Source organism: Rhizobium laguerreae, from assembly GCF_002008165.1.
GTDB lineage: Bacteria > Pseudomonadota > Alphaproteobacteria > Rhizobiales > Rhizobiaceae > Rhizobium > Rhizobium laguerreae.
The window spans coordinates 87,018-99,933 of sequence record NZ_MRDM01000008.1 but is presented as its reverse complement, the minus strand read 5'-3'; the positions used below and the strand labels follow the sequence as shown (position 1 = coordinate 99,933).

General features: G+C 62.2%; 11 protein-coding genes. 3 read left to right on the top strand and 8 right to left on the bottom strand.

Annotation, left to right across the window (positions count from 1 at the left end; all coding sequences use genetic code 11):
• The first annotated feature begins 102 nt into the window (after positions 1–102).
• Positions 103–1,293, top strand: a complete 1,191-nt coding sequence (locus BS630_RS05245; protein WP_077976546.1) for a winged helix-turn-helix domain-containing protein — start codon at positions 103–105, stop codon at positions 1,291–1,293.
• 229 nt (positions 1,294–1,522) lie between these two features.
• Here BS630_RS05245 and ribB read toward each other — a convergent pair whose 3' ends face one another.
• The 3 genes from ribB to BS630_RS05230 form a co-directional block, all read right to left on the bottom strand.
• A complete protein-coding gene (ribB, locus tag BS630_RS05240) occupies positions 1,523–2,626 on the bottom strand; it encodes a 3,4-dihydroxy-2-butanone-4-phosphate synthase (RefSeq protein WP_077976545.1) in 1,104 nt (367 codons plus the stop codon).
• 12 nt (positions 2,627–2,638) lie between these two features.
• Complete coding sequence (aroC, locus tag BS630_RS05235; protein ID WP_077976544.1) at positions 2,639–3,736, bottom strand: chorismate synthase; 1,098 nt, start codon at positions 3,734–3,736, stop codon at positions 2,639–2,641.
• A 221-nt stretch (positions 3,737–3,957) separates the two neighbouring features.
• Positions 3,958–7,137 (bottom strand): bifunctional diguanylate cyclase/phosphodiesterase, encoded by a 3,180-nt coding sequence (locus tag BS630_RS05230; protein WP_077976543.1) that lies wholly within the window; start codon positions 7,135–7,137, stop codon positions 3,958–3,960.
• Positions 7,138–7,380: 243 nt separating this feature from the next.
• Between BS630_RS05230 and BS630_RS05225 the strand changes: the two genes are divergently transcribed.
• Positions 7,381–7,641, top strand: a complete 261-nt coding sequence (locus BS630_RS05225; RefSeq protein ID WP_003569889.1) for a DUF1344 domain-containing protein — start codon at positions 7,381–7,383, stop codon at positions 7,639–7,641.
• 30 nt (positions 7,642–7,671) lie between these two features.
• On the opposite strand, the gene BS630_RS05220 is transcribed toward BS630_RS05225, so the two are convergent.
• From BS630_RS05220 to BS630_RS05205, 4 genes are all read right to left on the bottom strand, one after another.
• The gene (locus tag BS630_RS05220) at positions 7,672–8,262 is read right to left on the bottom strand and encodes a histidine phosphatase family protein (protein WP_077976542.1); all 591 of its coding nucleotides are present in this window, start codon (positions 8,260–8,262) and stop codon (positions 7,672–7,674) included.
• Between the two features lie 23 nt (positions 8,263–8,285).
• Positions 8,286–9,104 carry an enoyl-ACP reductase FabI gene (fabI, locus tag BS630_RS05215; RefSeq protein WP_077976541.1) on the bottom strand — a complete coding sequence of 273 codons (819 nt, stop codon included), beginning with the start codon at positions 9,102–9,104 and terminating at the stop codon, positions 8,286–8,288.
• Between the two features lie 121 nt (positions 9,105–9,225).
• Positions 9,226–10,428 (bottom strand): DnaJ C-terminal domain-containing protein, encoded by a 1,203-nt coding sequence (locus tag BS630_RS05210; protein ID WP_170268284.1) that lies wholly within the window; start codon positions 10,426–10,428, stop codon positions 9,226–9,228.
• Positions 10,429–10,706: 278 nt separating this feature from the next.
• Positions 10,707–11,165, bottom strand: a complete 459-nt coding sequence (locus BS630_RS05205) for an RT0821/Lpp0805 family surface protein (protein ID WP_017959254.1) — start codon at positions 11,163–11,165, stop codon at positions 10,707–10,709.
• A gap of 65 nt (positions 11,166–11,230) precedes the next feature.
• Here BS630_RS05205 and pdxH point away from each other — a divergent pair, with 65 nt between their 5' ends.
• Positions 11,231–11,851 carry a pyridoxamine 5'-phosphate oxidase gene (gene pdxH / locus BS630_RS05200; RefSeq protein WP_017959255.1) on the top strand — a complete coding sequence of 207 codons (621 nt, stop codon included), beginning with the start codon at positions 11,231–11,233 and terminating at the stop codon, positions 11,849–11,851.
• A 6-nt stretch (positions 11,852–11,857) separates the two neighbouring features.
• Here pdxH and BS630_RS05195 read toward each other — a convergent pair whose 3' ends face one another.
• Positions 11,858–12,895, bottom strand: a complete 1,038-nt coding sequence (locus BS630_RS05195) for a polysaccharide deacetylase family protein (protein ID WP_077976540.1) — start codon at positions 12,893–12,895, stop codon at positions 11,858–11,860.
• Positions 12,896–12,916: the final 21 nt, after the last annotated feature.

The window sequence follows — 12,916 nt, the reverse complement described above, 5'->3', positions numbered from 1 at the left end:
TGCTTCTATACGGGGAACCTGTGATGATGAAAGAGCAATCTCGCCCGCGATATTGGGTCGATATCGGGTGGCTAGGAAGATTTTCCGGATTATGATGTGGTCATGACGAATCTGCTTTCCAATTCCGACGCCCGCCGTGTCTTCCTTTCTAAACAGGGCCTCAGCGCCCCGCCGAACCGCGCCTTGACCAAGGCCGGCCTGTTGCAGCTCATCCATGAACTGGGTTTCGTCCAGGTGGACAGCATCCAAACGGTGGAGCGGGCCCATCATCAGATCCTGTTTTCCCGCAATCAGACCTACCGGCGCGAACATCTGAAGGCGCTGCTCGAAAAGGACGGCGCGCTGTTCGAGCACTGGACACATGATGCTTCCATCCTGCCGAGCGCCTTCTTCGTCTATTGGAAGCACAAGTTCCTTCATCAGGAAAGGGTGATCATCGAGCGCTGGCGCAAATGGCGCGGCGAAGGCTTCGAAGCGGCTTTCGAGGAGACCTATGAGCGCGTGCGGCGCGACGGCGCGATCCTCTCGCGCGACATCAAGGCCGACGGCCACGTTTCCGGCGGCTGGTGGAACTGGCATCCGAACAAGACGGCGCTCGAATATTTCTGGCACACCGGCAAGCTCGCCATCGCCGGCCGCTCGAACTTCCAGAAGATCTATGATCTCACCGAGCGGGTCATTCCGGCCGAATTCCGCGAGCCGGAGGTGAGTCGCGAAGAATTCGTCGACTGGGCCTGCCGCAGCGCGCTTGCCCGCCTCGGCTTTGCTACCCATGGCGAGATCGCTGCCTTTTGGAACCTCGTCTCGCCCGATGAGGCCAAGGCGTGGGTATCAGCCCATCGCGAGGAGCTGACCGAAGTGTTGATCGAACCAGCGCTCGACGGCAAGGCGCGACCCTCCTGGGCCTTTGCCGATTTCCCGTCGACGCTCGACAGCTATCCCGATGCTCCGCCCCGCATCCGCGTGCTCAGCCCCTTCGACCCGATGATCCGCGACCGCAATCGCACCGAACGCCTGTTCGGCTTCTTCTACCGCATCGAAGTCTTCGTGCCCGAGCCGAAGCGCGAATATGGCTATTACGTCTTCCCGCTGCTCGAAGGCGACCGTCTTATCGGCCGCATCGACATGAAGGCGGATCGGAAGAAATCGACGCTCGATGTCAAGCGGCTCTGGCTGGAGCCCGGCGTGAAACCGTCGGCTGGGCGGCTGGAGCGGCTGGAGGCGGAGCTTGACCGGCTGGCGCGGTTTGCGGGTGTGGAGAAGGTCGTGTTTCTGGAGGGGTGGAGGGGGTAGTCGAACTTCGTCCGATATATCCTGCTCCTACCCAAGAGAAGGGACCGAGACGTTGCCACGTATCCCTTCTCCCCAGTGGGGAGAAGATGCCGGCAGGCAGATGAGGGGGTGAGCGGCAAAGCCGCGAATGCGCTGAGCGCAAGCGAAGGGCAGCATGAAGGATGTGCCGTGTGGCCCCTCATCTGTCCTTCGGACATCTTCTCCCCGCTGGGGAGAAGAGGAGGAGCCCTCAGCAAATTTCCGTTGTGCTGATCTTGATGCCGAAACCTTCGAGGCCGACATAGTGGCGCTCGCGGCTGGTGAGCAGCTTGATCGAGCTCACCCCAAGGTCCTTGAGGATCTGGGCGCCGAGGCCGATTTCCAGCCATTCGCTGTCGCGGGTCTGGGCTTCAGCATGGGCTTCGCGGCCCTGGTTGCGGGCCTTGCGGCCATTGTCGGTATGGCCGACGCCGACGGAGCCTTCGCGCAGATAGACGATGACGCCGCGGCCCTGCTCGGCAATCTTCTGCATGTAAAAATCGACCGGGCTGTTCTTGCCGAACAGATCCTCGGCGACATTCTCCGGATGCAGGCGCACCGGAACGTCGACGCCGTCGCGGATGTCGCCGAAGACGACGGCGAGATGCTGCATCGGATCCCAGGGCAGGGAATAGGTATGGGCCTTGGCCTTGCCGAACGGCGTCTCGATGTCGAAGCTGGTGCCGAGTTCGATTAGCGTTTCCTTGCGCTGGCGATAGGCGATGAGATCGGCGACGGAGACGAGCTTCAGCCCGTGCTGTCCGGCGAAGTCGACCACCTGCGGCCCGCGCGTCACTGTGCCGTCGTCGTTGACGAGCTCGGAGATGACGCCGATCAGCGGCAGGCCGGCGAGCTTGCAGAGGTCGACGGCGGCTTCCGTATGGCCGGAGCGCATCAGCACGCCGCCTTCGCGGGAAACCAGCGGGAAGATATGGCCCGGACGGACGAAGTCGGAGGCGCCGACATTCGGATTGGCGAGGTTGCGCACCGTCAGCGTCCGGTCGTCGGCGGAGATGCCGGTCGTCGTGCCGTGCTTGAAATCGACCGAGACGGTGAAGGCCGTCGTATGCGCCGAATCGTTTTCCGCCACCATGGCGTTGAGGTTGAGGCGCTTGGCCTCTTCCTTCGGCATCGGCGCGCAGACGATGCCGGAGGTGTGGCGCACGATGAAGGCCATCTTCTCAGGTGTGCAATGCACGGCGGCAACGATCAGGTCGCCTTCGTTCTCACGGTCATTGTCGTCCATGACGACGACGATCTCGCCGGCCTCGAAGGCCCGGATGGCGTCGACGACGCGCTTCTGGTCATAAGACATGGGGCGAGGCTCCTATTTCAGACGGCCGGTCTGGCCGCGGTCGCGAAGATAATGGTCGGCGATGGCGCAGGCGACCATCGCCTCGCCGATCGGCACGGCGCGGATGCCGACGCAGGGGTCGTGCCGGCCCTTGGTACGGATATCGACATTCTTGCCCTCCGCATCGATCGACTGGCGCTCGGTCAGGATCGAGGAGGTCGGCTTGACGGCAAAACGCGCCACCACCGGCTGCCCGGTGGAGATGCCGCCGAGAATACCGCCGGCATTGTTGGAAAGGAAGATCGGCGTGCTGTCATTGCCCATGCGCATCTCGTCGGCATTGTCTTCGCCTGACGTTTCGGCGGCGGCAAAACCATTGCCGATCTCGACGCCCTTGACGGCATTGATCGACATCAGCAGCGAGGCGATATCCTGGTCGAGCTTGGCATAGATCGGCGCGCCGAGGCCGGCCGGCACACCTTCGGCGATCACTTCGATGACCGCGCCGATCGAGGAGCCGTTCTTGCGGATGCCGTCGAGATATTCCTCCCAGACCGGGACGATCGCGGCATCGGGCGAGAAGAACGGGTTCTGCCCGACCTGGTCCCAGTCCCAGTTGCGGCGGTCGATCTTGTGTTTGCCGATCTGCACCAGCGCGCCGCGCACGGTGACGCCGGGCACGACAAGGCGGGCGATGCCGCCGGCGGCAACCCGGGCGGCAGTCTCGCGCGCCGAGGAGCGGCCGCCGCCGCGATAGTCGCGAATGCCGTATTTGAGGTCATAGGTATAATCGGCATGGCCGGGGCGGTATTGCCGGGCAATCTCGCCGTAATCCTTGGAGCGCTGGTCGGTGTTTTCGATCAGCATCGAGATCGGCGTTCCGGTGGTCGTCATCGTCTCGCCGTCGGCGTCGAGCATGACGCCTGATAGCACCTTCACCAGATCGTCCTCGCGCCGCTGCGTCACGAAACGGGATTGCCCGGGCTTGCGCTTGTCGAGCCAGACCTGCAGGTCCTCGAGCTTGAAGCTGAGCCCCGGAGGGCAGCCGTCGACGACGCAGCCGAGCGCCGGTCCATGGCTTTCGCCCCAGGTGGTTACGCGGAAAAGGTGACCGAATGTATTGTGTGACATGTGTTCCCACGGTGGCGCGCCAAAGCCGGCCGCGCCATTGCTTGAAAAGGCGCGACACTCATAGGCCAAAAAACCGCCGAGGCAAAAGCCTTTCTTTGCGACAAACCGGCAGCTCAGGAAATGCTGTTTCCGTTCGTTGTCGGGGATGGGCGGCCCATTGTGCCACCACTCTCTCTGCGCAGGCGGGGAGGGGGCAAGGCGAGGGCATCGGCAGGCCGCGATCAGGACGCCAGCCGCCACCCCGCTCCTGTGGCTTCGTTGGTGAAATCGTCGAAGGAGAGCGGCCGCGAGAAGGCATAACCCTGCAGGATATCGCAGCCGAGATCGCGCAGCAGTGCGGCATGGGCCGCCGTCTCCACCCCTTCGGCCACCGTCTCGACGCCGAGCGAGCGGGCGATCTCGATGATCGAGCTGACCAGCGCCCGCTCCTGCGAGGCATTGACGATCGGTTGCACCAGCTGGCGGTCGATTTTCAGCCGCTTCGGCTTCAGCTTCAACAGGCTGACGATCGAGGTATGGCCGGTGCCGAAATCGTCGATCTCGATATCGATGCCGAGCGCCTTGATGCGTTCGAGATTCTGCGAGACGACGTCCTCGCTCTCGTCGAGGAAGATCGATTCCACCAGTTCGAAGGAGATCTCACCCGGACGGATATGCAGGTCGGCGAGCGATTCCAACAGGCTGCCGTCATGCAGCCGCCGCGCAGAAACATTGACCGAGACCTTGGGCACCACAATGCCGCGCGCCGTCCAGCGCACCTTGTCGCGCAGCGCCGTTTCCAGCACGATCCGGTCGAGCATCTGTACGACGTTGATCTCGTCGGCAATGCGCAGGAACTTGTCGGGGGCGAGCCACCCTTTGGAGGGATGCTTCCAGCGCACCAGCGCCTCGACGCCGGTCAGTTCCATCGTCCGGGCGCAGAATTGCGGCTGATACCAGGCGGTGAATTCACCATTGTCGATGCCGGCGAGGATCTCGTCGGCGGTGCGCTTGGTATTGATGATATCGGCCTGGAGATTGTGATTGAAGAATTCGAAGCGATTGCGGCCCGTGCTTTTTGCGCGGTAGAGCGCGATATCGGCATTGATCAGCACCTTGCGCGCATCGACATGGATGCCATTGGCGAGCGCAATACCGATCGACACGCCGCAGCGGCAGGAAAAACCCTGGAAATCGATCGGCTGGCGCATCTCCTCGATGATCCGGGTAGAAAGCTGCACCATCTCCTTGTCGTCGACATCGAGGGCAAGGATGACGAATTCGTCGCCGCCGATGCGCGCGACGATATCGCTGCCGCGGACATTCTTGGCGAGCACCTTCGAGGCGTGCACCAGCATCGCATCGCCGGCGGCATGGCCGAGCGTGTCGTTGATGTCCTTGAAGCGGTCGAGATCGATATGCAGGATCGAGAACTTCTGCCGCTGCTGACGGCCGTCCTGGGTGAGATTTTCGAGCGCGATGTCGAGCTTGCGGCGGTTGGCGAGTGCGGTCAGTGGGTCATGCAGCGAATTGTGCTCGATCCTGTTCTTGACAAGCTCGAGCTCGATATTCTTGGCGACTGCCTCGTCCTTGGCGGCCTTCAGCCGGATCGTCATCAGCACGTCTTCGGTGGCGTCGAAGGCGATGCCCATGATCTTCATCTCGCCAGTCCCCGTCTGGTGGACCTTGCCCACCGAGCGCACATAACGCACCGAACCGTCGTCGACGAGCACGCGGCAGACGAGGGTGTGCGTGTCGCCGTTCTTCTTGAAGTGGCGCGCGCTTTCGAGCGCTAAGGCCCGATCCTCGGGGTGGATGCAGCCAAGCCAGGTCTCTTCGGTCATGAAGCCGTTGCGCGGCGCAAGGCCATAGAGCTCGTGCATCCGCTCGTTCCAGATCGAGCCGCCGAGGCTTGGCCGCGCTTCCCATATGCCGCACCGATAGGAATCGAGCGCCAGGTCGAGCCGGCTGGAAAGCTCGGCGAGCTGTCCCTCACGACTCGAGAGCTCTTCAAGCGCCAGTTCCAGCTCGGCGTTCTTGACCTCGCTCATATCCTTAGCCTTGCGCAGCGTGTCGGTGGTCTCCGCATCTGCGGTCACGTCCCAGACGATGCCGATCGTCTTGCTGACGCCGACGGCATCCGTATAGAAGGAGCCAACCGAGCGCAGGTGGCGGATGCCGCCGTCGGAAAGCAGGATGCGGTACTGCGCCGTGCAGGCGGCACCCGCAATGCTGCAGCTGAAGAAATGTACTTCGGCAGTGTCGCGGTCCTCGGGCAGGATCGCCGCCAGCCATTCGTCGAGCACCCGGCTTCCCTCTTCCGCCGGTTTGCCGTGCAGGGCCGCGGCACGCGCGTCCCAGAGCAGGCTGTTCGAATCATCCTGCAACTCCCAGATGCCAATATTGGAGGATTCCAGCGCCAGGTTGAGCCGCTGCGACAGTTCCAGCAGTTTTGCCTCGCGCGTCTCCAGCGCGTTGATGTTGCGATTGCGCTCGCCGAGCAGCATGGTCGCAAAGAAGATCGGCACGATGATGATGAATCCGGCGGCAACGATGATCAGGCGTAGCTCGGTGCGGTTTTCAGGTATCGCATTCCAGCCGCTGTTCGGCACAGCGGCAAGCTCCCACCTGCCGCCGGCAAAGCCGATCTTCTGGCGCATCGGATCCCTGCCGTCGATATCGGAGGACCCGAAGAACGGCGCCGGGGGAGGAGCTTTGGCGGCGGTCGGCAAGCCTATATCGCGAATGGCGATCGAAAGATGGCCGAGATGCGGATAGCGCTCCTGGTTTTCGCGGTCGCGTGCCGGCATCAGCCCGGTCGCCTGGTAGAACATCGTCTGGTCGATCGCGACTTCGACCGCCCCCCAGATCCGCCGCTGGCCGTTCTCCTTGACGTAAACCGGGAAGAAGATGGCGAAGGCGTCCCGGCCGTCGGTGCTGATCGGGCCGTAGAAGCGCGCCGACTGGTTGCCGGTCGCGCCGGTCATCGCCTGGCGGAAGTAGAGAGCCTCGCGCACGTCGCGGCCGACCCGCTCGTTGCCGGATTGCGGCGGGTGGATGTCGCGGATGATGAAATCAGGCGCGACGGCGATATGAATGAAAGACGGGTTCTGGATCAGCAGCAAGTTGATCTGACGTTCCATCTCCTCTCCGTTTGCCGCGCTGACGGAGATCAGGTTCGTCAGGTCGCGGACGACGCTGAGGTCCATATTGATCTCAGCCATGACCCGGGCACGGATGAGGTTCGTCTCGTTTTCGGTGCGGATATGAAGTTCGCGCACATGAGACGCAGTATTGGCCTGGTCGAGTCCGAAGCCGACCATGATGACGACCAGGGCGACAAGCGACGAAACCAGAAACGAGACGCGGCTATTCTTCAACACGCGCCGCAACTGCTTGCTGTCGCTGAGCCTGGATAACAAAATGAAACCCCCATGTTGACGAGCAACTGTAGGGCGCGCGGGTTAATTTACGATTGCCCGCCGGCGATGCCGAGAGATCGCGGGAAGGGAAAAAGCGCGGGTTAACGCGGCATTTTGATTATATTTAAAATCCTATTCATCAATTGGGCGGGAAAAGCCATTCTTACGGGCAATTTTCGCCATATTCAGGAGCTTATCTGTGGCCGGTCGTGTTCTCGTGCAGCGTCTTAAAGGATTGTCGCCATGCGTTTCGTCGTCGCCACGCTTTTGGCAACAGCAAGCTTCCTGTCACCGATGAGCGGTTTTGCCGAGAGCGCCGATGTCGAGGCGACGATCAAGAAGGTCGACACGGCCAACCTCGTGCTGACGCTCGATGACGGCAAAACCTATCAGGCGCCCGAGGAGTTCAATTTCGACGGTCTCGAAGCCGGCGTGAAGGTGATCGTCTTCTATACCGAGGTCGACGGCAAGCGCGTCATCAACGATCTCGACATCGTTAAATAGGCAGCGGATGAGGGGCGGGCTTGGCGATGCCTACAGCCAGACGATCTTCCGCTCTGCGGTATCGATCTTAGCGATTCGATCCTGAGGGATTGCGCCTTCCGCAGCGCTGCTCTTCGGCAGGTCTGAGATCGTCTGGAACAGTGTGCGGATGACGCCGCCATGGGTCACGCAGACCGTCGGACGATCGACGGAGTTCAGCCATGAGCCGGTGCGCCAGGAGAGGATTTCATAGCTTTCCGCGTCATCGCCGGGCGGGATGAAATCCCATTTCGAGGCGTTGCGTTCCGCCACCCGCGCGCGCTGCGTCGCCTTCAGCTCCTTGATCGTCGAGCCCTCCCAGTCGCCGAAGGAAATCTCCACCAATCTCGGATCGGTGCGATAGGCAAGCGGCGCCAAGCCCATGGCCGTGCGCATGATTTCCATCGTCGCGCGTGTGCGCTGGAGCGGGCTTGCGACGAAATCGAACTGGTCGATCGTGTCGCCGAGAATCCCGGCAAGCGCGATGCCGTTCTGCCGGGCCTGTTCCAGGCCCGTGGCATTCATCGGGATATCCTTCTGACCCTGCAGGCGGCGCTCGGCATTCCAGGCGGTCTGGCCGTGTCTGATCACGTAGATAAGCACGGTCTCGCATCCCTATGGAGAAATCAGTCCTTGACGACGGAAATGTCGGGCGCGTCGACTGCCTTCATGCCGATGACATGATAGCCGCTGTCGGCATGGTGCACTTCGCCGGTGACGGAGCGCGAGAGGTCCGACAGGAGATAGAGGCCGACATCGCCGACTTCCTCGATGGTGACGGTGCGGCGCAGCGGTGCGTTATATTCGTTCCACTTCAGGATGTAGCGGAAATCGCCGATGCCGGAGGCGGCAAGCGTCTTGATCGGTCCGGCCGAGATGGCATTGACACGGATGTTCTGCGGTCCGAGGTCGACGGCGAGATATTTGACGCTGGCTTCGAGCGCGGCCTTTGCGACACCCATGACGTTATAATTCGGCATCACCTTTTCGGCGCCGTAATAGGTCAGCGTCAGCATGGCGCCGCCATCCGTCATCAGCTTCTCGGCGCGGCGTGCGACCGAGGTGAAGGAATAGACGGAGATCTGCATCGTCTTGTTGAAATTGTCGGCTGAGGTATCGACGTAGCGGCCGGTCAGCTCGTCCTTGTCGGAAAAGCCGATCGCATGCACGAGGAAATCGATCTTGCCCCAGAGCTTTTCGACGTTTTCGAAAACGGCGTCGATGGTGGCTTCGTCGGCGACGTCACAGTGGCCGACGAGCGTCGCGCCGATTTCGGCGGCGAGCGGCTCGACGCGCTTCTTCAGCGCGTCGCCCTGGTAGGTGAGCGCGACTTCTCCGCCATGTGCATGAATGGCCTTGGCAATACCCCACGCAATCGAACGATTGTTGGCGACACCCATGATGACGCCGCGTTTGCCTGCCATGAGGCCGGATGCTTGAGCCATATTTCGCTCCCTAGGATTCTGATCGATCCTGCCTATGGCATAGGCCGTTAATCGGTTCAAGCTTGGCCGGGATCATCAACTGTTAGGGATCGTAATAAAGGGTGCGAATGTCATAAAAATTTCATAGGAACAGGCCTTCGCGCATGCTCCGCATGAGATCAGTGATTTTGTCGTCGGGTTTTTCCCACAAGATAATGCGCAATTCGACGACCAGATCGCCTCTGCCGCCCTCTTCGCGGGGCAATCCCTGGCCGGGAATTCTAATCGTCTTGTCCGAGCCGGACCATGCGGGGATCGTCACGTTCAGCGGCCCGCTTGGACCTTCGATACGCGCCTCGGTGCCGAGCACGGCATTTTCGATGCTGAGCGGCAGCACGGCGTGCAGATCGAAACCGTCAACGGTGAAGCGCGGATCGGGTGCGATGCGAACGTTGATGACGGCGTCGCCGCGCTGCATGCCAGGCAGCTTGAAGCCCTGTCCCTTGAGCCTGATCTCGTGACCGTCGGTCGTGCCTGCCGGCAAGGCGAATCCGATTTCGCGGCCCTCCGGCAGCGACGCGGTGATCCAGCCGCTCTTCAACACGTCGTCGATCGTCACTGTCGCCGTCGTCACCTCATCCGGTGCTTTATCGAGGCCGGTATCCTTGGCGCCGGTGAAACGGCGCACCAGGTTTGTCAGGATGCTGAGCGGCAGCGACAGGTTGGCGGCGGCATTGGCCCCAGCGTCGCTCGCTTCCTCGTCGCCCTTGGTGTCGGTCTCGGCGGCATCGCCATCGATGCGCCTGCCGGCATCGCCCTGGGGGTTTTGGGTCTGCTGGTATTGCGTGTGCTGGGCGCGACCCTGCGCCTGGCCGCCGCCGGCCGCGCGGGCTTGGGCGCCAAAAATGCGATCCACCATCTCGTCGGCGGCCTCGGTAGCACCTGCCTGTTGCCTGGAGCCGTCGGCGGTCGCCTTCTGGGCGGCGCGCGCCAACTCTTCCATCACGCGCTCGGCATTGGCCTGCGCCGCCTTGGCGCGCACGGCAGCCTCGCGGGCGGCCTGGCGCTGCTGCATGATCGTCTGCTCGTGCTTCTTGGCTTCGGCCATCCGCAGGGCATTGTCGAACAGGCTGCGTTTGCGCGGGTCCTTCAGGGTCTCATAGGCGCGGCCGATCTCGGCGAACCGGGCCGTCGCCGTCGGGTCGTCCTGATTGTGGTCGGGATGGGCTGATTTGGCCATGTTGCGCCAGGCCGCCTTGATCTCGTCTGCTGCCGCGTCGCGCTTGACGCCCAGAATTTTGTAAGGATCGCGCATGTCAAAACCGCCGGTGTTGCGATGCGGCAAGCCTCGTCCTTGCTCGGCATCCCCGTCCAATAAAACGTGTGTGGCGCCACCCGCCGCAAAGGCAGGAACAGCCACTCTCAACGCCGATCCTGCGGGCCGAGTTGCTAATCACTTGTTATTTCTGTGAAGAGATGTGGGGTGTTTCGCGGTAAATGGTTAGCTCTTTGCTAAGCATTCGGCAGAAAGCGGTCACGCGTTAACCTGTTGGGAAGGGCGCGCGCCCCGCGTCTTTTCGAACGCGCAAAGGACGCTGTAATATCTGAACGACCTTAGGAAGATCAGCTCTCGGGCTGGAAGCTCAGAAGCTGCCAGTTGCCGCCGCCGACGAGGCAGGTCTTGCCGTAGAATTTGGCGATGCCGACATAGGAATGCCGGGTCGTGCGGAACTGGCGGCAGACCTGGCCGGACTCATTGTTCTCGACGATCGTATCGATGACGCCGGCACTGCCGGTCGATGCGTTCGCCCAGGGAAGCGGTTGGCCCTCGAGCCTTTGCACGTCGGCCGAGGTCACGGCGTTGCGCACGGTCATTTCGTCGGAAAGCGTGTCGGTGCTCGGCGGCGTCTGCGGCACGGTGCCGGTTGCCACCGACCGGTCGACCTTGGCTTCACTCAGGAAATCCATGCCGCCGCCGACGCAGCCGGACAGCGACAACATCGCGACGCCGGTGACGAAGAACACACTGCTGCGTCGCCGCAGGCCCTTTGTATGGCGAGATGACTTTGCTATGACTTCCACCCTGCATCCTGTCCAGTTATCAAAAGCTGGGCGAGTTTTGAATAATCCGGGGCATTTGAACCAATATGTCGGCAAACGAGTTAACAAGCGGTGACTTTACCGAAAGTGGCGAGCCCTTCAAGCTCTTTGCCGAATGGCTGAAAGAAGCCGAGGCTTCCGAGCCCAATGACCCCAATGCTGTGGCGCTGGCAACGGTCGATGAGGATGGTCTTCCCAATGTCCGCATGGTTCTCCTGAAGGGATTCGACGACGACGGTTTCGTCTTTTACACCAATTTCGAGAGCCAGAAAGGCCGCGAAATTCTCGGCCAGAAAAAGGCCGCCATGTGCTTTCACTGGAAAAGCCTGCGTCGCCAGGTCAGGCTGCGCGGCCCGGTCGAAATCGTCACCGACGCCGAAGCGGACGCCTATTTCAAGACGCGGGCGCGGGGCAGCCGCATCGGCGCCTGGGCCTCCAGACAATCCCGCCCGCTCGAAAGCCGGTTCGCGCTGGAAAAGGCCGTGGCCGAATATACCGCGCGTTATGCCATCGGCGAGATTCCGCGCCCCGCCCACTGGTCGGGCTTCCGCATCCGGCCGACATCGATCGAATTCTGGAAGGACCAGAAATTCCGCCTGCATGACCGGGTCGAATTCCGCCGCCCATTACCGGAAGGCGAATGGGACAAGGTGCGGATGTATCCGTAACGGGCTTTACCTGCCCATCAGCTTCAACGGTATGCCGGAGGCAAGGGCCGAGACGTAGCGTCGCTTCTGGTAGAAGCCGTTGAGCGAAATGCGCGGGAGATAGCCGGTCAGCTGCGCTGACGGCAGCCCAGGCTGCGTGGTGACCGCAAGGGTAAAGCCGAGATTGCGAGCGATGCGCGCCTCGCGAGCAGTCGCAGCATCAGGCGTGCCATAGGGATAGGCGATCGTCTCGGGGCGGGTGCCGGTCACCGCCTCGAGGTAATCCGCCGAAACCTGCATTTCGATTCGCGCTTCGGCTTCCGGCAGGCGGGCCAGTGCGCGATGGCTGATCGTATGGGCGCCGAGCGTTGCAAGCGGATGCGCCGCCAGCCATTGCAATTCGCCAGGCCCCATCACCAGCTCGCGGACGATATCCGTCGGCTCGATGCCGTTTTCGCGCGCCAGCAGGTCGATGGCGGCAACCGCGCGCGCCTCGTCGGAGCCGTGGATATACCAGGCAAAGCGGTCGAAGGCATGCCATTGCTGCTGGGGGTTCTCCAACGCCAGGCGCTCTCTGCCGCGGCCGAAATCGAAGTAGATTTCGCTTGGCCGGCGCAGGAGGACGGCGAGCGTCTCCCACCAGATGCTGTGTGAGGCTTCGGCAAAACCCTTGGCGACGAACACCGTGAACGGCGCCTGATGCCGCTCGAACACCGGCAGCGCATGTTCCAGATTGTTGCTGTATCCGTCGTCGAGTGTGAAGGCTGCGAAGGGCTTTGCGCCCTCGGGTTCCGCCAGCAGCGCCGGCACCTGATCGAGCGGCACGAAGCGGTAGCCCTCTCGCCGCAGCCGCCGCAGCGCCGCGTCGAGAAAACGGGGGGTGATTTCGAGATGCGCATTCGGCTCGAAGGCCTGGGCCACGTGCGGGCGGACATGATGCAGCGTAAAGACGACGCCGCGCCCGCGCGCTTCGCGCATCAGTCCGACTGACGCGAGCAGCCAGGAAACCTCGAGCCCAGCGCCGATCGCGACGCGTTTTGCCAGTCGCTTGAATTGTCCCGTCATGCGGGTCCGTCCCTTGCCTTT

What these genes read in the sequence shown, in the direction of transcription:
- fabI (WP_077976541.1), bottom strand. Translation starts at nt 9,104, where the DNA reads ATGGCTCAAGCATCCGGCCTCATGGCAGGCAAACGCGGCGTCATCATG.
- aroC (WP_077976544.1), bottom strand. Translation starts at nt 3,736, where the DNA reads ATGTCACACAATACATTCGGTCACCTTTTCCGCGTAACCACCTGGGGC.
- ribB (WP_077976545.1), bottom strand. Translation starts at nt 2,626, where the DNA reads ATGTCTTATGACCAGAAGCGCGTCGTCGACGCCATCCGGGCCTTCGAG.
- BS630_RS05195 (WP_077976540.1), bottom strand. Translation starts at nt 12,895, where the DNA reads ATGACGGGACAATTCAAGCGACTGGCAAAACGCGTCGCGATCGGCGCT.
- BS630_RS05245 (WP_077976546.1), top strand. Translation starts at nt 103, where the DNA reads ATGACGAATCTGCTTTCCAATTCCGACGCCCGCCGTGTCTTCCTTTCT.
- pdxH (WP_017959255.1), top strand. Translation starts at nt 11,231, where the DNA reads ATGTCGGCAAACGAGTTAACAAGCGGTGACTTTACCGAAAGTGGCGAG.
- BS630_RS05225 (WP_003569889.1), top strand. Translation starts at nt 7,381, where the DNA reads ATGCGTTTCGTCGTCGCCACGCTTTTGGCAACAGCAAGCTTCCTGTCA.